This is a genomic window from Paenibacillus amylolyticus (genome assembly GCF_050990605.1).
GTDB lineage: Bacteria > Bacillota > Bacilli > Paenibacillales > Paenibacillaceae > Paenibacillus > Paenibacillus amylolyticus_H.
On record NZ_CP158832.1, the window covers coordinates 5,736,886 to 5,760,797 of the forward strand.

The 23,912-nt window shown below is 46.7% G+C and carries 13 protein-coding genes; 3 read left to right on the top strand and 10 right to left on the bottom strand.

The window, feature by feature from the left end:
• Positions 1 to 32: 32 nt before the first annotated feature.
• Both ABTV53_RS25290 and ABTV53_RS25295 read right to left on the bottom strand, forming a co-directional pair.
• The gene (locus tag ABTV53_RS25290; RefSeq protein ID WP_433747682.1) at positions 33 to 1,697 is read right to left on the bottom strand and encodes an ABC transporter ATP-binding protein; all 1,665 of its coding nucleotides are present in this window, start codon (positions 1,695 to 1,697) and stop codon (positions 33 to 35) included.
• Between the two features lie 14 nt (positions 1,698 to 1,711).
• Complete coding sequence (locus tag ABTV53_RS25295) at positions 1,712 to 2,488, bottom strand: ABC transporter permease (protein ID WP_433747685.1); 777 nt, start codon at positions 2,486 to 2,488, stop codon at positions 1,712 to 1,714.
• Positions 2,489 to 2,628: 140 nt separating this feature from the next.
• Between ABTV53_RS25295 and ABTV53_RS25300 the strand changes: the two genes are divergently transcribed.
• Positions 2,629 to 5,094, top strand: a complete 2,466-nt coding sequence (locus ABTV53_RS25300) for an O-antigen ligase family protein (protein WP_433747688.1) — start codon at positions 2,629 to 2,631, stop codon at positions 5,092 to 5,094.
• A 101-nt stretch (positions 5,095 to 5,195) separates the two neighbouring features.
• On the opposite strand, the gene galU is transcribed toward ABTV53_RS25300, so the two are convergent.
• The 8 genes from galU to uvrB all read right to left on the bottom strand — a co-directional run bounded on the left by galU (position 5,196) and on the right by uvrB (position 22,089).
• Positions 5,196 to 6,074: a UTP--glucose-1-phosphate uridylyltransferase GalU gene (gene galU / locus ABTV53_RS25305; RefSeq protein WP_433747691.1), complete on the bottom strand. Its 879-nt coding sequence runs from the start codon at positions 6,072 to 6,074 to the stop codon at positions 5,196 to 5,198.
• Positions 6,075 to 6,149: 75 nt separating this feature from the next.
• On the bottom strand, positions 6,150 to 9,800 hold the full coding sequence (locus ABTV53_RS25310) for an SNF2 helicase associated domain-containing protein (RefSeq protein ID WP_433747693.1): 3,651 nt from the start codon (positions 9,798 to 9,800) through the stop codon (positions 6,150 to 6,152).
• A gap of 111 nt (positions 9,801 to 9,911) precedes the next feature.
• Positions 9,912 to 12,425, bottom strand: a complete 2,514-nt coding sequence (locus tag ABTV53_RS25315; RefSeq protein WP_017692029.1) for a U32 family peptidase — start codon at positions 12,423 to 12,425, stop codon at positions 9,912 to 9,914.
• A gap of 324 nt (positions 12,426 to 12,749) precedes the next feature.
• Positions 12,750 to 14,645, bottom strand: coding sequence for a stalk domain-containing protein (locus ABTV53_RS25320; RefSeq protein ID WP_433747696.1), 1,896 nt, complete (start codon positions 14,643 to 14,645; stop codon positions 12,750 to 12,752).
• A 43-nt stretch (positions 14,646 to 14,688) separates the two neighbouring features.
• Positions 14,689 to 15,858 carry a S1C family serine protease gene (locus ABTV53_RS25325; protein WP_433747699.1) on the bottom strand — a complete coding sequence of 390 codons (1,170 nt, stop codon included), beginning with the start codon at positions 15,856 to 15,858 and terminating at the stop codon, positions 14,689 to 14,691.
• Positions 15,859 to 16,198: 340 nt separating this feature from the next.
• Complete coding sequence (locus ABTV53_RS25330; protein ID WP_433747700.1) at positions 16,199 to 16,411, bottom strand: hypothetical protein; 213 nt, start codon at positions 16,409 to 16,411, stop codon at positions 16,199 to 16,201.
• Between the two features lie 338 nt (positions 16,412 to 16,749).
• A complete protein-coding gene (uvrA, locus tag ABTV53_RS25335; protein WP_433747702.1) occupies positions 16,750 to 19,608 on the bottom strand; it encodes an excinuclease ABC subunit UvrA in 2,859 nt (952 codons plus the stop codon).
• A 489-nt stretch (positions 19,609 to 20,097) separates the two neighbouring features.
• A complete protein-coding gene (gene uvrB, locus ABTV53_RS25340) occupies positions 20,098 to 22,089 on the bottom strand; it encodes an excinuclease ABC subunit UvrB (RefSeq protein WP_091013102.1) in 1,992 nt (663 codons plus the stop codon).
• A 169-nt stretch (positions 22,090 to 22,258) separates the two neighbouring features.
• Here uvrB and ABTV53_RS25345 point away from each other — a divergent pair, with 169 nt between their 5' ends.
• Both ABTV53_RS25345 and ABTV53_RS25350 read left to right on the top strand, forming a co-directional pair.
• Complete coding sequence (locus ABTV53_RS25345; protein WP_315937686.1) at positions 22,259 to 23,056, top strand: flagellar motor protein; 798 nt, start codon at positions 22,259 to 22,261, stop codon at positions 23,054 to 23,056.
• On the top strand, positions 23,040 to 23,882 hold the full coding sequence (locus tag ABTV53_RS25350) for a flagellar motor protein MotB (RefSeq protein WP_433747706.1): 843 nt from the start codon (positions 23,040 to 23,042) through the stop codon (positions 23,880 to 23,882). The genes ABTV53_RS25345 and ABTV53_RS25350 overlap by 17 nt, the downstream gene beginning before the upstream one ends.
• The last annotated feature ends 30 nt before the right edge of the window (positions 23,883 to 23,912 follow it).

Here is a 23,912-nt window from a genome sequence, read left to right on the forward strand (position 1 = left end):
TCCCTCGATTAGATTTCTCTACCGTGATATCACTAGGAATTGCGTCTCCATAAAGAAGAATCAGTGGCAGGACCGGCCTCGTAATATGAACAAACATCTATTATTTTGTCTCCATCCACTTTGAAGGAGATTATGCTAGAATAAGAATCAATCTCAGTTAAGAAAACCCGATCTTCAATAAATGAAAAGTTATATGGTACCCCTTCTAATCCTAATTCCGCATAAATGTCTTCATACTTGGACTCAGCCAAATCATCCAAGTCTTTTACCCTTACTAATCTAGGAGCAATCTCACCTGCTCCATTTTGATAAACGCTAATATAATAATACGAGCCGATCTTAGTGATATCATTCATACCTTGTAGTTCAAATGGAACTTTATACTCACGTAGCTTATCAAAAGATGAATTCATATAGTTAGCAACTATTATTTTCCCCGGGCCCGAAACGAAATACAATTCTTTGTCAATTAGACTAATAGATCTTATATATGAGCCTTCTTTTAAATAGCCCAGCCTTATAACTTTTTCACAAATTATCGTCTCATCTTCTTCATTACTTAATACAAATACATGTTGTGACATTGCAGAAATGCCATAATATTTCTTGTTATCACTATCATATATCAATCTGTTTGGTCTTCGTCCCAATTGTTCTATAATTTGTATTTGCCTGAAAATATTGTTTTCTTTCTTGAACACTTTGACTTCATTAAGTTGTCCATCTTCAACAAGATAGAATATTCCGTCACTAACTATAGAATGCGGATCACCTATATTATTCGATAGAGTTTTCCAATTCTCAATAGGATCTGTTAAATTACTGTTATATATAACACGATGATGCCAACAGTCCACAATAAAATATAGTTCACCTATTTTTTCAATTGATGTTGGTGTATACAATTTCGTTTTCCAGTTTGTGTTATCTTCCTTTTTACTCATAGTTTTCTGTTCATTTATTAGATAATCGTTTTTCATTTTATCGTTGTAAGCCCTGCATACATCCCGTGTATCTCCTACCATCTGCACTAAACCATCCTCAAGCCATATAACCTTTGAACACATTTCCCTAATTTGCTCAATACTATGAGAAACTAGTATTACTGTTGTTCCTCCGCTCATCAGTTCTCTCATTCGTTTCGCACTTTTTTTCTGGAAACTTCCATCTCCGACGGATAAAATCTCATCTACAATGAGAATATCAGGATCAACAAGTGTTGCTATTGAAAAAGCAAGACGCATGGTCATCCCTGAAGAAAAATTCCGAATAGGCACGTCCATAAAATCAGCTAATTCTGAAAATTCAACAATATCATCATATCTTTCTGTTAGGTATTTTTTAGAATAGCCCAGTACAGCCCCATTAAGAAAAATATTTTCTCTAGCTGTTAAGTCAACATCAAAACCAGCGCCTAACTCCAACATTGGAGCAATGGATCCTTGGACCTTAACAGAACCTGTTGTTGGTTCCATAATTCCCGATATGACCTTTAGAAGCGTACTTTTACCAGCGCCATTATTTCCTATTATTCCAACTACCTCACCCTTTTGAATAGAGAACGAAACATTTTTCAGTGCTGTAAATTCTTTATATGTTATCTTTCCTAATGTTTTTTTCACTACAAATTCTTTAAGACTATTAATCCTGTCATTTGCCATTCGAAATTTCATAGTTACATTCTCAACTTTTATCAAAATAAACCCTCACCTTATAAGTAATGAATAAATTTGTTCTGTGTTTTCCTGAAAACAAACGCACCTATTAAAAGACTTATACCAGAAAAGACTGCACACAAAAGCCACGCTCTAGGATCCGGAAAACCATTGTTTAGAATAATTACTCGAACAAATCTTATAAAATGGTACATAGGATTAAATTCAATGACTGATGTAATATACGAAGGTAAAATACTCTCTGGATAAAAAATGGGAGTTAAATATGTCCAGACAGTTAGAATTACACCATACAAAAATTGTGTATCTCTAAAAAAGACCATGACAGAAGCAAGAAATAAGGAAACACCATACGTAAATAAAAACATACAAACAAATCCATATAAAAGAGCCACGTGATGATAAGTAATATCCATTCCACTAAAAATAATTACTATATAAAGGGCTAATAACGAAAACAGAAAATTAACCCCGCTAGACAACACGCGAGAAAAAGGATAAATATATTTGGGCACATATACTTTGTTAATCAGAGAAGAGTTCTGAATAATACAAGTCATGGATTGCGATGTAGCTTCAGACATATAGTTAAACATAACGATTCCGCTTAAAAGATAAACTGCATAATTTGGTATATCAAAGCGGAATATCGTAGAAAACACCATAAATTGTACAGACATTATAAGAAGAGGATTAAATAAACTCCAGAGAACCCCCAAAGCCGATCTCCTATATTTATTTTTAAAGTCACGCTCCACCAGTTGAGAGAGTAAAAAACCGTAGTTACCTACCCCCAATAATTTCATTAACATAATACAAATCCCACACCCTATCATCTCTAAATTAAAGAATATATACGAACATTCCCATCCTGCCTCTAGTCTCAACGTTTTAACAAATTCAATTCTGTGCTAAAATATTGTCGTATCTACAAGCAAAGGAGACTCATATCTTGTCGAATCCAGTATACGGGAAACAAAAGAAGGCGTCGAGCAAAGACAGTACTAGCTCAACTTCTCCGCTACTATGGACCCTGACCATAGGACTCATCTTATTTCTACTCTGGTCCTCTTTCCAAGTTGCGCTATTCAATGGACAATTGCTTCAATTTGAAGGACCCATTTATTGGGCGGTAGCCCTAACAACCCTCCTGTTCGTGATGTGGGTTGCTGTTTACTTCAAACAGATGAAGTTAGAAACTCAGCAAGATTGGCTTAAGATCGCGGCGATATTGCTACCACTCACCTATGTCCTGTCACTCATCAGTGCAGCATCTGAATATTTGGCAGTTAACATGATCCTAATTCAATGCATATATGCCATGATCTTTGTAATGGCTATGTACCTGCTGCAAAACAACAAAACCAATCATATCATACAATCCTCCTTAATAGGAATTGCATATGTTATTGTCGGATTTGGTTTGTTAAACTGGCTGGGAGCCTTCAGTTTCGCGGGCAAGCTTGTTGGGTGGTTTTCAGCCGGTGTCGTGAATGGAGTCTATAATCAAGCGATATGGAATGATTCGAACGGTCCACGGCTTGCATCGGTGTTTCAGTATCCCAATACATACGCCGCATTCCTAATGGCATTTCTGTTTATTTCCATTTTCAGCATGATTCGTTCCAAAAGAGTGTACACACAGCTACTGCATGGATTCATGCTTGTACCGATCGTCCTGTCGCTGCTGCTGACGCTCTCCCGGACAGGACTTGTGATGCTGCCTATTGTATTTGTCATCCTGTTATTGCTATTGAAACCCGCCAAGCAAATTCTATGGTTCATCTATAGTGGAGTTGCAGCGATAGGTACACTGATTGTTCTGAACCCCATAAATACAGTTGGGCTTGAATTACAGAAACAATTTTCAGGTTCTCTTGCAACCAAGAGTTGGATGGTTCTGGTTGCAGCGTCCATCGTTGTTGCATTGTTATGTTGGGTTATCCAGCGCTGGGTTGCACCTCGCATTCAGGGCAAGCTTCAATCCTGGTCCACTCGAAAAGGATCAAGTTTGTGGATTCCACTAGGTTCTGTTGTTCTTACCGTCATTGTTGCCGTGCTTCTGTTGGGAACGAGTGTACGAAACATTTTGCCGCATAGCATCAGCACACGGCTTGAGAATATCAATTTCCAACAGCACAGTGTGCTGGAGCGGATTACATTTTATAAAGATGCTACAAAATTATTTGCAGACTACCCAGTCATTGGTGCGGGCGGTGGCGCTTGGACCGTCTTGTATGAGAAGTACCAGAACAATCCTTATATTAGCGCCCAGGCTCACAACTTCTTCATGCAATATCTGGTTGAGGTCGGGATCATAGGCTTTGTTGTATTTATGGCATTTATTCTCTTTGTATTCTATCAATATGTGCGTGCTTATTTAAAACGGAGTGAGGAAGAACGCGAATCGCATTTTGTGTACTTCATTCTATCAATGTCCATTCTGGTATTGAGCCTTCTCGATTTCAATATGAGTTATGTCTTTATTGGAATCTTGGTATTCCTTGGACTCGGCGGTATGATTGCTGCCATGGACCCCAAGCCGATGTATCGATTGAAGATGAGCGACTCCACCGCACGCGGAATCTACAGTTCGATTTCGGGAGTAGCTGTAATCGTTCTACTCATTATGTCTATTCGTTTCCTGCAAGCGAATCAATATGCCTACGAGGCTAAAGAGGTAGCTCAAACGAGCCAAGACTTCCAGATGATCAAAGCTCCACTGGAGAAAGATCTTTCGATTCGCAGCACACATTCAGACTCCTTGCTGATGCTGGCTTCCCTGTATCAACAAGGCTATGAGCAAACAAAAGATGATCAGTTCTATACAGCCTCAGCACAGTTGCTCCAGCGTGGTCTTGAAGCAGAGCCCTTTAATAAAGGTATGGTTAAGCAACTCATAAGTTTAGACGAATTGAAGGGTGAATTTGACCAGGCTTATGCGCTCCAAAAAGAATATGCCTCCAATTACGTCTGGGATATGGCTTGGTATGAGACACTGATCAGCCGTTCGTTCGATCTAGGATATCAAGCACTTGGACAAGGCGATACAGCTAAGAAGGAATCTTATTTCACTTCAGGTCTGGAAGCCTATCAGCATGTTGTTGATGGAGTAGAACATCTAAAGACTCTCCCTGAAGGACAGCTTCAAGGACAGCCGTTCGAGCTGACCCCAACAATGATTCTGAACGCGGGGAAAATAAAATACATGTTAAACGATTCTGCTGGAGCAGCTACTATCCTTAAGGGTGGGATTGCAGAGGATCTGACCGATGCTACCAACCGTGAAATTGCTCGTTGGTACCTTGCCGCTCTAACGAAGGATGGGCAACAAGATCAAGCTATATATGATAAACTTATCGCTGTCGCACCTAATGAAGCAGACGAGATTAAACAGATAGCAGAACTGAATTTCTAATAACAAAATGCACTAGTGGTCCTCAACAATTCCACACACAAAAAAGGTTTGCCCTCATCAAAGGGCAAACCTTTTTTGTGATCTAATTCATTAGAAATATATTAGTTCGACGCCACTATCTTCTTCAGGTACGCCAACAAATCTTCCCGCAAATCCGGGCGCTGCAACGCATAATGAATCGATGTCTCAATAAAACCCAACTTCTCACCGACATCATGACGCAATCCATCAAAGTGATAGGCGAGAATCTGCCGTTGCTCATTCAATCGGGACAAGGCATCCGTTAGTTGGATTTCGCCCCCCACGCCAGCAGATTGCTGACCTAGTATCTCAAAGATATCCGGAGTAAGAATATAACGTCCCATAATAGCAAGGTTAGAGGGAGAATCTTCGGTCTTTGGTTTCTCAATTAAGCGGCGGGCGCGAAAGACACGATCATCGGTAGGGGTCAGCAACTCTCCGTCTACAATCCCATAGCGAGATACCTCGTTCCAATCAACAGGCTGTACACCAACGATTGGAGACTGCAGCTCATCGTAGACTTCGATCATCTGCTTCAGGCAGGGATGGTCCGCTTCCACAATGTCGTCCCCTAACAGGACGGCGAAAGGTTCATTGCCGATAAACTTGCGGGCGCACCAGATGGCGTGACCAAGTCCCTTCGGTTCCTTTTGACGGATATAATGGATATCTGCCATCTCGGAGGGTTTGCGTACTTCGTTCAGCAAGTCCCACTTCTGTTTGTCCGCCAGATTCTGCTCCAGCTCAAACGAATAGTCGAAGTGATCTTCAATGGCCCGTTTTCCTTTACCCGTCACAATAATGATATCTTCAATGCCTGAAGCTACGGCTTCTTCAATAATGTACTGGATCGTTGGCTTGTCCACGATGGGCAGCATTTCCTTAGGCATCGCCTTGGTGGCAGGCAGAAACCGGGTACCCAGCCCTGCGGCTGGAATAATCGCTTTGCGAATACGCACACGAACCCACTCCTTTTGCTAGATACATATTTTAATATATTTAATGATTCTTATTGCTAGGATGCTTGGACTTCATTATACCATCAACAATTCCCTGATATCCTGTTCGGATAAAGTCGTTGATCCTCGGTCTCCCGGTTCGATCACTTCGGCAATTAAGTCCTTCTTCCGCTGCTGAAGTTCCAAAATCTTCTCTTCGATTGTACCTTCGGTAACTAAACGAATGACTTGCACCACTTGTTTCTGTCCCATACGATGGGCACGGCCAATTGCCTGTTCTTCCACCGCGGGATTCCACCACAGATCATATAATATAACGGTATCTGCCCCAGTTAAGTTTAGCCCTGTTCCTCCAGCCTTCAGGGAGATTAAGAACAGTTCAGCTTCACCCTCGTTAAATCTGTGGCACATCTCGACACGACTCTGCGCAGGAGTCTGACCATCAAGGTAAAACAGGTTTCTTCCCTGTGCCGCGAGCGTCTGGCGAATCAGGTTCAACATGCTCGCAAATTGGGAGAAGATGAGAATGCGTTTGCCTGCCGCCAAACAATCTTCGACCGTTTCAAGCAACTGTTCCATTTTTCCGGAATCGCCTTGATAGCCTTCGACAAAGAGGGCCGGATGACAGCACAACTGACGCAAACGCGTGATGCCAGCCAAAATTTTGATACGATTCTTCTGGAATCCGTTATCCTCCATATCCTTCGTTGCTTCATCCTGAAGCTGGGAAAGGTATGCGGCGTACAGTTTCTTCTGTTCAACCGTAAGCTCTGACCGCTGTACCGTTTCAATTCGATCCGGCAATTCTTCCAGCACATCCTTCTTCAGGCGACGCAGAATAAACGGACGTACCATCCGCGAGATCCGTTCCGGAGGAAGGTCGCGGAATCTTCTGTAGCTTGGAAACAGTCCAGGGAATACGGCTTCAAAAATGGACCACAATTCATCCAGCGAGTTCTCCACAGGTGTACCTGTGAGTGCAAAACGGCGCGGTGCCTGAATTTGTTTCACTGCCTGTGCAGTCTGGGAGGAAGCATTTTTAATCGCCTGAGCTTCATCCAGAATGAGCGTATGGAAGGTTCGGCCCAGGTAGGTATCCAAATCCCGTCGCAACAAAGGATACGATGTCACAATCACATCTGCCTCATCCATACCTGAGAGCATGCTGGCTCGCTCTTCTTTTTGCCCGGCTGCGATCAGGACTTTCAGGTGCGGGGCAAACCTCGCAAACTCATTAGCCCAGTTATAGGTCAGCGAAGCAGGCGCCACGACAAGTACCGGAGGATGTATGACCTTCGTTCGGACCGTCAATCCATCCTGCTGCATCGTAGACCATGAACCATCCGTATTCTCTGAAGTCATCTTATCCAATGGGAGCCCAGTTTCGGGATCGATGTCGGAAGTCACCAGCGTTTCACCGCCCCGTAATGATCCGCTCTCCCGGTACTTATCAACGCCCGTATGGTCGATGTTGTACTCAGGTTTCTCCTGAAGCACTGCTGTGATATAGGCGATGCTTTGCAACGTTTTGCCAAGTCCCATATCATCCGCCAGAATACCGCCAAAACGATAATAAGCAAGGGTACGCAGCCACTGGTATCCGCTGTTCTGATAATCCCGCAGAATGGGGGTCAGAGATCCCGGCAATGCAAAATCCATCCGTTCAGGATCGCGTAGATCATCAAGGAAACGTTTCAGGGAGCCTCCCCACTTCACATGACCGGAAACCTCATCCCTGCCCGGCAATTGTAACGCCCGAACAGCTGGCAGCCGGATATGGCTGCTCTTGATGTCATCTGCTCCCAGTCCGAGTGAATCGGCCATGTGAGCGAAGCTGTCTGCACCTTCATTTTCAAGCGAGAGAAAGACACCGCTCTTGAGACGGAAATACGGTTTCTTTTCCACAATGCGGCGCATGAGTTCCTGAAGCTCCTGCTCGTCCACACCCTCCATCTCGAATGAAATCTCCAGCCAGTCCAATCCTCTTCCCAAATCTGCTCGTACTTTCGGCGGTGTTGGATAGGATTGCACCATTGCCTTCACGGCGTTTGGCATATAGATGTCTGCCTGTTTCTCAAGCTCAGGCAACAGATGATACATGACATCATAGATGGCATCTTCCCGTTCGCTCGCCCATACACTGCCATCCCTTTCGAGAAAAGATCGATCAAGCCGTTCAATCAGATTCCGCTCTTTGTATCGATCACGCACCAAAATAACCTTTTTCTCTTCTTCATCGATCAAGTACTCCGCCAGCGGATTAATTACCATGACCTCATAGTCGAATTCCAGACGTGCTGTAATGCGTTCACGATAGAAGTCAATGTATAACTTCGGTGAAAGTTCCGGTTCCGCGATCTGTTCACGCACTTGCGAATCAATGGACAGATGTCCGAGCGTGCGCAGTTCTGGCACGACATGTTGCACAAACTCATCCACCTGCTGAGTCGAAATATCGATGCTTTCCTTGATTCCATATGAAGTGAGTGCACCACTCAAGTCCTCCAGACTTCGCATCTGCATCGGCTCCAACATGTGCAACTGCCCTTCCACCACAGCGGCATCATAAGCAGGGAGAAGAATCAGCTCACGCAGTCCGGAAATTTCAAGCTGATATCCTTCATTCGCTCCCTGGGCGATCCGGTAAAATAAAGGAAGTACACCCTCACCGAGCGTGAGTGGTCCATTGGCAAATCCTGTACCCTCCATCCGACTGTTGGCCTGTAGCAGCAATTCCAGCAATGGCTTCCATACGAATGGAGCAATCAGTATGTCCCTTCCATCGGAAGCTCCCAGATAACCGGAAATGGATTGGCGATATGCTTCTTCGCTCTGTCTCATTCGGATAAGCATCGAGAGAATGGCCTGATCCTGCGGAGTGAACACATGTATCAGTGGATCATAGTGGAACAACTTGGTGAATGACATCGGTTCGCCTTTCTCGATGCAGTTCAGGAATTGCTTCACTTTTTGCACCACATACAGACGTTTGTTACCCACTTTTAGTTCAAGAGCGAGTTTCCCTCCGCCCTTATGAACCTGTATCAGCTTACATATAAACTGGACCTGCAACTCTTCCCGCAGGGAGGATCGGTTGACAGGAGCAGTGTATTTACGGTCATTTCCATGCAACGGTCTCCGATCCTTGGCAAACATGGACAGAATCTGATCCGCCGTACGGTAAGAAGGTTTATCTGCCGAGCGCCCCCACCCCGAAGCTGAGCTTGGACGACCTGCCTGAGCAGAATGAACCGGTGGACGCTCTGGAGCAGCATTCCGTTGCTCTCGTTGTGAAGCAGACTGTGGGCGCTCCCACACGCTCTCTTCGACCAGCGTCCCGACCTTGGACTTGGAACCTAAGTTAGAACTGGTATTGGCTCCTTGGCCTGTAGCGGGTTGAGCAGGCTTCCCAGAGGCAATTGTGGCATTCCGCTCCTGCTGCTCACCCCATTCATGAATAGCCAACAGGACAGCAGCGACGTGCTTGCAGTAGTCATAATGCCTGCCGTCACCCGGACAACTGCAGCCTGCCACAATCTCGCCCGTTCCATCCACATCCACCGTCACCTGATAGCGCTCCGTTCCACGTACCTGTGCTTCATAGTGAAGCCGATCCTTACTGACCACCAAGTTGGTCACCCTGCCAGATTGGTTATAATCTTCTCCGCGCTTGAATGCCGTGACCCCGCACAGCAATTTGATATCCATGATTGTGAATGGCGCCACGCTTCTTCGCCTCCTGTGTCATGATGTAAAAAAAACCCCAAGAGCTCCGTAAAGCAGAGTTTGGGGTTGCTTCATGCTTGCTTGTAAATGTTGATGTAACATACAATCCGTTTATTTCACCAATTGACCACGTGTAACGCCCAGTTGGTTCGTTGCTTTGAGTGTTTTCCACACTTGTGTACCACTGATTTCGCCGCGCAGTGCACGGTTGTACAGATCAATAACTTCACGTACCTGCTCCGGTGTCTCTTCCAGGAATTCCACACGGTAACGGGATACACCCAGATCCATAAAGTTGGTCAGATACTCGGCACCTGACTGCTCCACTGCATTGTATACCGTATTACGGCAGCCTTCGTCCACACGTACCGGGTGAGACATGCCGATCCGGTCTTGCAGGGATGCACGCTGTTCCTCACAAGGACGGCCACAGTTCGTGAAGTCCGTTCCTTCACTCATAAACGTACAATATACACAGTGCTCCGTGTGGAACATCGGCAGATGCTGATGGATAACCACTTCAGTCTGACTTGTACGGGAGTGGCCCAGCAAATCAACCATTTGTTGAATGTTCAGGTCATAGGATGGGGTAATCCAGTCACATCCGGCTTCCAGGAACAATTCAACGGCTTTGTGATTGGCGATGTTCAATGAGAAGTCGCCGATCAGTTCCGGGTGCTTCGCATCCGGGTTTTCCATCCGGTGGCGCAGGTAGAAGTACAGTGCGCCTGTATTACGAACCAATACTGCATCTGGCTTCAGACGCAAGATATTGTTATGATATCCGTTCTCCCCAGGCATGTGAATACGCGGTGTTGCCAGCGCGATCTTGCGACCTGCGGCGTGCACAGCTTCCACGGCTGCCGGGAACTGCTTGATGAACTCGAAGTCGGCGTAGATCATGCCGATACCTGCTTCAATCGCTGCCTCCACTTGTGGCAGGCTGCGGCAGAGCGCGGTCAGTTCGGCTTGACCGCGAGCGACTGGCGATGCCGGTTTAACCGAATCGCCGTACACATCCACTGCCCGTTTCACGTAGACGGGTGGTTTCGGACGCTCGCCCGCGAGTTGCTCAACCGCCTGACGGCGAATGTTATTCAACTCGCGCATCGGGATGATGACGTCACCGTGCAAGTTAACGTCCATTCCTTCAAGCTGGAACACGGTGCCTCCCAGACGTCCGAACTGCTCTTCGAGCAATTCATGTGTCATTGGACGCTTCTGGGCAATGTCCAGTTCCATCTCGGAATCAATCCGAACGGTCGTGCCTTTCTGCACGTCTGTCCACCATGTGCTAAGCGGCTGCCCCGGGCTGCCGATGACTTTCACCTTTACCGGGAATACTCGGTACGGCTTCTCTGTCTCGAAGCTTTGACGCAGACGTTTGTCCAGCGCCGGGTCATTCGTTTTCCACACTTTGTCGCCAACTTTTACGCGGCGCAGATCTACGTCACTGCGGCCTGGCACAACGTCAACGATCCAGCCCTCTTCGGCTTCGCCTTCGAGTTTTACGCCTTTGCGACGTACATCGTATACCCGTCCGCCCTCTTCCTTCTGAGTCGGGTCTCCAGCGTCAAATACAATTCCATCTCCCCGTTTCACGGGTGCATCCAGCTTCAGGACCACACCATCACGCAACACTTGATCTACACGACCGAGGTAGACACCACGGCTTTTCGGGAACGTTCCATCCACCAGTTCTTTGTTGTTTGTACCGCTCAGGAAACCATGCGTGAATCCACGGGAGAAGCTTTGCTGCAATTCGCGAACTTCTTCCTTGCTTGGCGGTGTGTTATCTCCATCAAAATAACGGTCAATCGCTTTACGATATTTGCTTACTACGTTTGCTACGTATTCCGGCGTTTTGAGACGTCCTTCAATTTTGAAAGAAGTTACCCCTGCTTCGATCAGTTCAGGCATCAGATCAATCGCTGCCAGATCCTTCGGAGACAACAGATAAGCCACATCACCCATCGGCTTGTGCACCCCATCCACCATCAAGTCATACGGCAGACGACAAGCTTGCGCACACTCCCCACGGTTCGCGGAACGTCCTCCCCACATTTCGGAAGTTAGACACTGCCCGGAGTAGGATACACACAATGCACCGTGAACAAATACTTCCATTGGAAGTTTTGCCTGCTCACCGATCTTCTGGATCTGCTTCAGGTTGTTCTCCCGTCCCAGAACGACACGTTCCATATCAAACGGCTTTGTGAACTCAACCGCTTCCGGTGATGTAATCGTCATCTGTGTGGAACCGTGAATTGGGAAATCTGGCGAGATCTCGCGGATCATCTTCACCAGACCCAAATCCTGAACAATTACAGCGTCCACACCTGCATCGACACATGCATCAATGAGTTCTTTGGCATCCGTCAATTCATTTTCAAAAATCAATATATTAAAGGTCAAAAAACCTTTTACGCCATAACTGTGCAAAAACGCCATAATCTCCGGCAGCTCGTCCATGCGGAAATTGTTCGCCCGTGCCCGCGCATTAAACTTTTCGACTCCGAAGAAAATTGCATCTGCGCCATTGGCTACCGCCGAACGCATACAATCCCAGTCACCCGCGGGTGCCAGAAGTTCAACGTCTTCTCTTCGTATTGTTGCTGTTTTCATGTAGATCCTCCCCATAGCCGGCTTACGCCGGATTTCATCCCTATATCCTTAAACGCCTGAACATACCAAGCCTAAGACTGCACCTTATCGGGTACACCTGCATTGTCAACGTATTACATATCTATTTATTATGTTGTATTGCCTGAAATCCAAGCTTACAGTCATTCATAATCATCCGATCAGCAGTCATAACTCCTGAACTAGTATAGTGTACCACTTCTGCACCGACTCTTCTACGTTTTCCTGAAAAAACCGTTTACCATTTTCATTTCCAGCACGACGAAAAACCGAAAGGTCTCTAGACCCTCCGGCTTCACTACAATTTTATTTAATAAAAGTAAATGAGTTCACTGCTTTTTCCAAGGCTGCCGCCTGAACTTCTGTCTTGTTGGCATCATTCAGGCCACTTGTAATCGTATAGGTTGTTCCGTCCTTTTCAAAGACGATTTGCCGACCCGCATATGGCACGCCTTTGTCCAGTTCATGATACGTAAAGGAAAATGCAGGCACACCCGCAAACGTCAGCTCCTCACTGCGCAGCAGCTGGAAGTTTTTACGCGTTTTGGTGGCTTCGGCATAAGCTTCTCTCAGTTGACTGACCGTCATCTCGATCGACTTGTCTTCGCTCGCCGCAATGGAGAATTCTCCGCCCGTGAAGGTGTACACCACAGGTGAATATTCGAATCGATCACTGTAAGGTGTCCAGTAACGCGGAATATCTACACTGTATTTATAACGTTTGGACGTACGTGTAAGTGTCTTCGTTTTGTCTGTCAAATAAGGATCTTCATCCAGCTGACCGAAATTATCGGCAACCGTATCAAAATCAATCTCCACACTTTTCATGATCCGTTCAAACCATGCCCGATCTGCAACCTGATCCTCAGGGTACGTATACTCTGCATAATATCGATACCCATTCTTCTGCAAAAGAACATCGAACTCGGTCTGCCAGCCCCCGCCAAAGTTATAACGGAATTCATTCACCTCGGCAGTCTCTCCCGAGATATCCATCGTATATGAACCAATGGGCTCGTAACTCTCTGGTATAAATGTCTCGCGCATCCATTTATCCAGTTGGCCGCTCCAGTCTTTTACCGTAGTACCTGCCTTCGCCGACGTGACACGCCATTGCAGATAGGCACCATCCTTGGCTTCATAGATCATTTGATTGTTGTCCATTGACCAGCCGGCAGGAATCTTCAATTCAATACCATAATCATCATTCCATGCGGAGCGCATGCCATTATCTACGGTGGACAGATCCTTGATCGTTCGATCCGATTCCGCAAAGGTTGGCTGGAATGAATTGAGCAGCGCCGCACGTTTGCCCAGATCCTTATAATTCAGAGCTTCGTAATCCGCGAGGTACACATCATATTGACGACCTTCGCTCAGATACTGACGCATCTCCCACAACATGCCGTCGACATCTTTCACGATAATCCGGGCATAAGGCGTTTTGCCTTTCGACACTGCTTCGCGATCCAGCACGGTATCTCCAGATTGTTTGGCCTCCTGGACAAGTTGCTGCAACAGATCATCCGCATCCAGAGCCACATCCTGATCGCTGACATATACTTCGAGATAATAACTGTTGTCCGCAGCGCCAAAGGTCATCATGCGCTCCTGCTCACCGGTCTGGAAAACCATAAGGTCAGCCGGATAGTTAATGGACCAGCCGTAAAAGCTGTTGCCGATTCTGGTTTTGCCTTCATCCGGATGAAGGCCACCCTCATCGTCTACCAAATCATCGGTTTGCAACAGACGAATGACCATTTCTCCGGAGCTGGTTGGAGCTAATGTCGCTCCGATACCGGCAGCAACCGGACGAAGTGGAACCATAAGTACGCCATTCACCATCTTGGGAGCGGCACCCATCTCATGTTTCACACCGTCCACCCAGGCAATTGAACTGCCAATCGTTAGGGTGACCGTGTGCGGACCTTCCTTGATTTTGACAACATCATTTTTCTCCAGCCGGATTTCACTGCCAAATGCTTTCTTGAATACACCAACAGGTACCATCGTTACACCCTTGACCTTGTATGGTTTGGCTATGGCCTGCTTATCGCCGTTAATGTAGGCGCTCGTGCTACCCGCTTTGACACGCAGTTCACTTGTCGTCAGATCAGATGCCCATACAGGCAATGCCACGCCAATGGTCAGCATTCCAGTTAATACACCTGTACTTAGCACACGTATCCATGACTTTTTCATTCCGCTCTTTCGTCCTCTCTCCATCCGGGCTGATCGCCGGGCTTTATTTTTCTTCATCTGCAAAGAACGCTTCATCTTCCTCGTCTACGATGTCTGCGCGATCAGCAAGCACTAACGTGCGGGTGACGATATCACCATCCGTTTGCATCAACAGCTTTACCTTTTGCCCAGGCAGATACGTTTTGAGCAGCTCATTGATATCTACTACGGAGGAGACTCGTGTACCTGCCACACTATAGATGAAGTCGCCCTCTTTGATTTTGGCTTTCTTCGCTTCAGGAGATAGCACGCCCGTAATCGTTAATGGATCATCTGTAGGCAGGGCCACAATCGCAGACCAGCTTTCTTCCAGCTGCAGCCCCAGACTTGCACGTTTTATTTTGCCATATTTAAAAAACTGATCGATGATATATTGAACGGTATCCACCGGAATCGAAAATCCCAAACTCTCTATGCCAACCGCAGAAAATTTCATAGAATTGATACCAACGACTTCACCCTTCAGGTTGACCAGCGGTCCTCCGCTATTTCCTGGGTTAATGGCCGTGTCGGTCTGAATCAACCGGTAGGTCGCCTCAACACCACGATTCAATCCGCTAATTACGCCTACCGTTGCCGAGTTGCGCAAAGAAAAGGAAATCGGCGTACCCAAGGCAATCACCGTTTCTCCAACAGTGGTTTGTGAAGCTTTGGCGAAGTTCGCCGGTTTGAGTGATTTGGCATTGATTTTGATTAACGCCAGATCACTGAGTGCATCACTGTATGTTTTCGTAATTTTGTATGTATTTCCATCCGTTGTTACGACCACCGGGTTTATTAATCCATCCACAACGTGAGCATTTGTTACGATCCATCCATTGGACCGAATAATGAGACCTGTACCATGTGCAAGATTATAGCGGTCGTCTGATGATGCGCCTTCCTGCAGTTCGGTAGATTTCCCAATAATGCCTACAACCGAAGGAGATACCTTTTCGATCACTTTGGGGATGGCTTCACTTCCCTTGTACGTGTACGTTCCAGATTTGGCATCATATTGTCCACTTCCACCAACCGCCTTGAGCAGATCCTTGGTGTTCACATAGACTTGACCGTCTACCACTTTCGCTTGCATCGCCGCTTTGGATTCAGCTGCACCGGCCGTTGCCGCTACACTAATCGAGAGTACAGCAGCCATCAGTATGGCTATTCCCTTTTTACCCAACACGCTCATATTCTCACCTGACCCTCTCTATACATCCTTCTTGCGCGACTCGACATCGGATTCATCGCTGAATCTATTCTCTCTTTCTCTCATCTGCAATTCCGGTATCCTTCAATGTATCATACAAAATCTGGATATACAATTGTTTTAAGTCCTATTTTAGTAGAGAAGGTAGAATCTTGTTCAATCGTTCGATATAAACGAAAAAACACCCTCCATGTCTCCCCTGGAAAGTGTTCCTTCATACCTCTTCTATTAGAGGTTGTTCAAAAAGTCCGCTTTTGATTACGAATCATGCCTAGTGGCATCATCAGCATCGAAGTTGGAATTCAGCCGAAATAAGCGCTTCCTACTGAGCAAACCAACCGGTTATCATCGCATAGTCCGTCATCAGAAATACCAGTAGGCTGACTACTGCAAATCCGATCGCAAACAGATTCTTCTTCGGTGCCCGAAGAAGCCGAACGACTCCGATGAAGATCAGGATCGTAAATAGGAGGACAAAAATATCAAATGCATTAAAATTCGATGTACTCGCCGTGGCAGCTTCTGCAAACAGCATGGATAGACAGACCTCCTTACCATAGTTGAATAGCTAACGCATACCCTAATATCTTCCTCTATGTTATCTGTACCCTGCTTGTAATGCAAGCCCTATCATCCATAAAAATGAAAAAAAGACAATTTGGCTGAATATTCCTGTAATGCTCGTCATCATGCATATGTAAACACTTTCACGAAACAACCTTAGTCCGAAGGAAACACTGTGCATAACTCAAAAGGAAAAGCCCTTCTTCTCGGAAGCAGCGCACATCAGATCGTAATCCAACGTCTCAACCTTTTCGAAAAGAAGGGCCAATACTGCCACTTCATATTGATATAACTACGGGTTAGAGGACCTTAGTCCACCAATTGCAGTGCCTTGCTCCGCTCGGTATCCCGCTCCAGAACCGGCTTCAAGTACTTTCCAGTATAGGAAGCTTCCACTTTAATGATATCCTCAGGGGTTCCCGTTGCAACAATGGTTCCTCCACCGCTACCGCCTTCCGGACCCAGATCAACAACATAGTCTGCCGTTTTGATTACATCCAGGTTATGCTCAATCACCAAGACTGATTCCCCTGAATCAACCAGACGGTGCAATACGTTCAGCAAACGGTCGATATCATCGACATGTAAACCGGTCGTCGGTTCATCGAGGATGTAGATGGTTTTCCCTGTACTGCGGCGATACAGCTCGGAAGCCAGCTTCACCCGTTGCGCTTCGCCACCAGACAAAGTTGTTGCAGGTTGTCCCAGATTGATATAACCCAGACCCACATCCATTAGTGTCTGCATTTTGCGATGGATCTTCGGAATGTTCTCGAAGAACTGGGTTGCATCTTCAACCGTCATTTCCAGCACATCGGAAATATTTCTGTTTTTATATTTCACTTCAAGCGTTTCCCGATTGTATCGTTTGCCTTTGCAGACTTCACAAGGGACATAAACGTCCGGCAAGAAGTGCATCTCGATCTTGATAATGCCGTCTCCACGGCAGGCTTCACAGCGTCCGCCTTTGATATTAAAGCTGAATCGGCCTTTCTTGTATCCACGTACCTTGGCTTCATTCGTCTGAGCAAACAGATCCCGGATATCATCAAAGACTCCTGTATACGTAGCCGGGTTGGAACGTGGTGTCCGCCCAATTGGCGACTGGTCAATATCGATAACTTTATCAATATGCTCCAGACCACGAATCTCTTTATGCTGACCCGGACGTACCTTAGCACGGTTCAAATCACGTGCCAGTGTTTTGTACAGGATCTCATTGATCAATGTGGATTTACCTGAGCCAGATACACCCGTTACCGCAGTAAATACACCCACTGGAATCTTCACGTTCAGATTCTTAAGGTTATTTTCTTTGGCTCCGCGCACTTCCAACCAGCGGTCTCCTACACTACGGCGCTCTGTACGAATTGGAATGAATTTGCGACCACTCAGATATTGACCGGTTAAGGAGTTCTCATCGTTCATGATCTCTTCCGGCGTACCTTGTGACATGATGGTACCTCCGTGGATACCTGCACCAGGACCAATATCGATAATATAGTCGGCAGCCATCATCGTATCCTCATCATGTTCAACCACGATCAACGTATTACCAATGTCGCGCATATGTGCAAGCGTTGAGATCAGACGGTCATTATCCCGTTGATGCAGACCGATACTCGGCTCATCCAGAATATACAGCACACCCATCAGGCTGGAACCGATCTGTGTAGCCAATCTGATCCGCTGAGCTTCCCCACCGGACAATGTTCCGGCAGCACGACTCAGTGTAAGGTAATCCAGACCAACGTTCACTAGGAAGCCGAGACGGCTGTTGATTTCTTTTAAAATCAGTTTGGCAATCGTCTGCTCTTTCTCCGTCAATTCCAATGTATCGAAGAATCGGCCAGCTTCACCAATGGACAAACTAGTCACATAGGCCATGTTGTGATCATTAATCGTAACCGCAAGACTCTCGCGTTTCAGACGCTGACCTTTACATGTACCACAAGGCTTCGCACTCATGTAACCCTCAATAAATTCACGGATACCTTCAGATGCTGTATCACGATAACGACGCTCCAGATTATTCACGATACCTTCAAAGGTAACCAGCGCTTCCTTCCGTTGTCCAAAATCATTCTCATAACGGAAGCGGATTTTCTCCGTACCTGTTCCCTGCAACAACTTGTTCATCTGCTCGGCGGGCAGATCTTCGACAGGTACATTTTGCGGAATGTTGAAGTGCTCACATACTGACTTCAGGAACTGCGGATAATAGGTGGATGTTCCACCTGTCCAGGCATCAAAAGCTCCATCTTCGATGGTCTTAGTCCGGTCAGGTACGAGCAGGTCAGGGTCAACGATCATCTTGACACCTAATCCATCACAATCCGGGCAAGCCCCGAAAGGGCTGTTAAATGAGAACATCCGTGGTGCAAGCTCTTCAATACTGAATCCACACACCGGGCAGGCAAAGTTGGAACTGAAGCGCAGTTCTTCTTCACCCATAATGTCCACCAGGAGTTGTCCACCGGACAAATTAAGTGCTGTTTCAATAGAGTCGGCCAGACGCGCCTGTACATCATCTTTAACGACGATCCGGTCAACAACGACTTCAATGGTATGCTTTTTGTTTTTCTCCAATTGAATATCTTCTGACAGGTCACGCAATTCCCCATTCACCCGTACACGGACAAAACCCTGTTTGGACACATCGGAAAACACACTTTTGTGCTCACCCTTACGACCCGAAATAATGGGTGCCAAAATCTGCAACCGGGTCCGCTCCGGATATTGCATAATACGGTCAACCATTTGTTCTACCGTTTGGGAGCTGATCTCCACGCCATGGTCCGGACAATGTGGATGGCCCACACGTGCAAATAACAGACGCAGGTAATCATAAATTTCGGTTACGGTTCCCACTGTGGAACGCGGGTTACGGCTTGTTGTTTTCTGATCAATTGAAATGGCAGGAGACAATCCTTCGATGGAATCAACATCCGGTTTCTCCATCTGTCCCAGAAACTGGCGTGCGTAAGCTGACAATGATTCGACATACCGTCGCTGTCCTTCGGCATAGATGGTGTCAAAAGCCAGCGAGGACTTGCCTGAGCCACTCAGGCCGGTCAATACAACAAAGCGGTCACGCGGGATGGTAATGTCGATATTTTTCAGGTTATGCGCTCGTGCGCCTTTAATGACAATGTTATCACTCGCCAATAGTATTCATCCTCTCAAATTTACTAATCCAAACCTTGCTTTTTGATCCCTCCCAAACCCTCCCTTCCAAGGGAGGGCCCCAGAGGGCGCAGCCCTCTGGACACCCGAAACAAGCGGTGCAACGGTGAGGGGTCGGGTCTTGCTATGTGAAGGGTTGTCGTGTGCCCGCTGTTTCCCATAAGATTCCGGCCTATTGCCGGAACCTTATGGGACCGCTCTAATGCGAGGTGACGCTCTCGGCTTCGCCACGTTCGCGGCAAGGTCGCCATTGCCTTCGCTTGGCTCCCTGGGGACACGACTCCCAATTGCTTTCCTATAAACCTTTTAACCAATTTCAACATTTCTATCAGTGTAGACCTGATTTCAAGATTTCAACATCACTTATTATCGGTAGATATGGACGATTTCCTTACTCAACAAGAGAACGGCCAATTGGCCGTTCTCTTGTTACAGATCCATCTTAACTGGAGCATATGAATGAGCTGTATCTTATTCAGCGCGAAGTTCCAACAACGCATCGCGAAGCTCGGCAGCACGCTCAAACTGCAGGTTTTTCGCTGCATCTTTCATCTCTACCTCTAGGCGCTGAATAAGCGCCTGGCGATCCTTCTTCGACATCTTCTCGGCAGCGCCTGTGAGATAGTCTTTCTTGGATTCGGCAACTTTGGTTGCCTCAATTACATCACGCACTTTTTTGCGAATCGTCTGTGGTGTAATTCCATGCTTCTCGTTGTACTCGATCTGGATTGCACGGCGACGCTCGGTTTCCTTTATCGCCTTATCCATCGAATCGGTCACTTTGTCACCATATAGAATAACGCGACCCTCACTGTTCCGTGCTGCACGACCAATCGTTTGGATCAGTGAGCGTTCGGAACGCAGGAATCCTTCCTTATCGGCATCCAGTATAGCTACGAGGGATACTTCGGGCAGATCGAGACCTTCCCGGAGCAAGTTGATTCCGATTAGCACATGGAAAACTCCCAACCTTAGATCACGTAAAATCGCCATCCGTTCCAACGTTTTGATCTCGGAGTGCAGATAACGAACCTTAATTCCAACTTCCTTCAGATAATCCGTCAGGTCCTCGGACATCTTCTTCGTTAATGTTGTAATCAACACACGCTCATCTTTGGCAATCCGGTCGTTAATCTCACCGATCAAGTCATCGATCTGTCCCTTCGTTGGACGCAGTTCAATAATTGGATCAAGCAGACCGGTTGGACGGATAATCTGTTGCACCATCGTGTCGGTATGCTCAATCTCATACGGACCCGGTGTGGCTGAGACATAGATAATCTGATCCATCTTGCCTTCGAACTCTTCGAATTTGAGCGGACGATTATCCAGTGCTGACGGCAGGCGGAAACCATGTTCAACCAATACCGTCTTCCGCGCTTGGTCACCATTGTACATCGCACGGATCTGTGGCAAAGTCACGTGAGATTCATCGACCACGATCAACATGTCATCCGGGAAGTAATCCATCAGTGTGTATGGGGTATCACCGCGTTCGCGGAAAGTCAACGGACCGGAATAGTTCTCAATCCCCGAACAGAATCCAACTTCCTTCATCATCTCGATATCGTAACGTGTGCGCTGCTCCAGTCGCTGAGCCTCCAGCAGTTTCCCTTGTTCACGCAGCACTTCAAGACGTTCCTCCAGTTCACGCTCAATGTTCACCAGCGCAACCTTCATCGTCTCTTCTTGCGTTACGAAGTGAGATGCCGGGAAGATAGCAATATGTTCACGTTCGCCAATCAGTTCTCCGGTTAACACATCAATCTCCGTAATTTTCTCGATCTCATCACCGAACAATTCAACCCGAATTGCATGTTCGCCCTTGGAAGCAGGGAAAATCTCAACAACATCCCCGCGAACACGGAACGTCCCCCGCACAAAGTTAATATCGTTCCGCTGATACTGGATCTCTACCAGACGGGACAAAATCTGATTGCGCGGTTTCTCCATGCCTACCCGAAGGGACAGCAACATGCTTGAATACGAGTGTGGCGAACCCAAACCATAAATGCAGGATACACTCGCTACAATAATGACGTCCCTGCGCTCAAACAACGAACTTGTCGCTGCGTGCCGCAGTTTGTCGATCTCTTCATTAATACTTGAATCCTTCTCGATATACGTATCGGAGGACGGAATATATGCTTCTGGCTGAAAATAATCGTAATAACTGACGAAATACTCAACCATGTTATTAGGAAAAAAATCTTTGAACTCACTTGCAAGCTGCGCTGCCAACGTCTTGTTGTGTGCAATAATCAGCGTTGGACGTTGCAATTGGGCTATCGTCTGGGCTATCGTAAACGTCTTACCCGTACCCGTCGCACCCAGCAGTGTCTGATACCTCTTCCCCTCCTGAACACCCTTCACCAATTCTTTAATGGCTGCAGGCTGATCACCTTGGGGAGAAAACTCTGATTCGATTTCGAACGTTTTGTCGCTCATTATAATATCGCTCATTGCCGTATCTCACCCTATCGTCTAAAATAATAGTCACTATATATTGTCGAAGTTCCCCGAATTTTCATATGGGAAAACTTATAGTAATAGGAATATTTGTTCCCGTTTAATTATACCTCGTTCGTTTTAGTGATGCAAACGTGAAATGAAGATAGGAGTGGGTTAATTTATGGATATTGCGACACTTATCGGTATTATTGCCGGAATTGCCGCAGTCATTAGCGGTTTTTTGTGGGAAGGCGGCCAATTGTCCGGTCTCCTGCAAAAAACGGCTGCTTTAATTGTATTCGGTGGAACAATTGCTGCTGTGGTTGCCAGTTTCCCGGCGCATCGCCTTCGTACGATTCCAGCTGCCCTGCGTATGGCTTTTGGACGTCACAATAATGAATCAGGCTTGTGGGTTGAAGAATTGGTCGAGATGTCTTCGATCGCACGCCGCTCAGGTGTGCTAGCACTGGAACGCAAAGTTATGGATCATCCGCATCCATTTTTACAAGACGGTATTCAGATGGTTGTTGATGGTACCGATCAGGATGTGGTTCGCCAGATCCTGGAGATGGAGATTGACTCTATTGAACAAAAACATGAGGGCTATGCCAAAATTTTCGAATCTGCTGGTGGTTATGCCCCAACCATGGGAATCATCGGGACCGTGATGGGACTTATTCAGGTCCTCGGCAGTTTGACCGATCCCACCGGACTCGGACCTGCCATCGCTGTTGCCTTTACTGCAACCCTGTATGGGGTCGCCAGTGCCAATCTTATCTTTTTGCCCATTGCCTCCAAGATCAAATCCAGAGGTGCTGATGAAGTGCAGACGATGGAGATGCTTCTCGAAGGTGTACTTGCCATTCAGAACGGTGAGAATCCCCAGCTTGTACGCAAAAGGCTGGAATCTTTCACCCTCACGCATCGTCAGCATATACGCCCCCTAGCAAAGGAGGGATTGGATGAGTCGGCGCAGTAAACGGCGCGGAAAACGTGAAACGATCGATCATCGGGATCGCTGGATGATTACTTATGCTGATCTCATCACTTTGCTTCTGATCTTTTTTGTCATCATGTATGCCATGAGCAATCTGGATTCTGGTAAATATGACGTCGTTACGCAATCGTTACAAAATACATTTAATTCATCCGACTCGATCCTTGAGCTGGGTAAGGGACTTGGTGAGAAGCCTGGTCAAACGATTACAGAGACTCCGCCATCCGGAATTCAAGGTGAAGATTCTTCAAAAGGTGAAGGAAACCCTTCCGATTCCGGAACTGCAACGCCAGACGATGATGACAAGCCCCTCACGGAACGGGAAGAACAATTCAGATCACAGGAACAGGAATTGCAAAATCTGTTCAATGTGATTACCCAATATATCGAGGATAATAAACTGGAAAATCAGATTTTTGTTGCGGACAAGCCGCAAGGCCTATCCATTACACTTAGTGACCGCTTCCTGTTTGATCAGGGACAGGCCGCTCTAAAGGACGGTGCAGCGCCAACACTCAGTAAACTTGCCAGCCTGTTCCGTGATCTGAATACCGTTGTCAGCATTGAGGGTCATACCGATAACGTTCCTGTCGGAGCAAACTCCGCCTATACCGATAACTGGCAGCTTTCCGGGGAACGTGCACTGTCTGTATTGCGATTCTTTCTCGATACAGAGAAGCTTAACCCGGACGGATTCCAGTATGCCGGATATGCGGATACTCGCCCAACGGGTGACAACACCACAGCAGCCGGAAGACAAAAGAACCGTCGGGTGGAAATAACGGTCCTGCGTCAACTCCAACCCTAATCAGCAATATCTCGCGTAATGCATCATTAA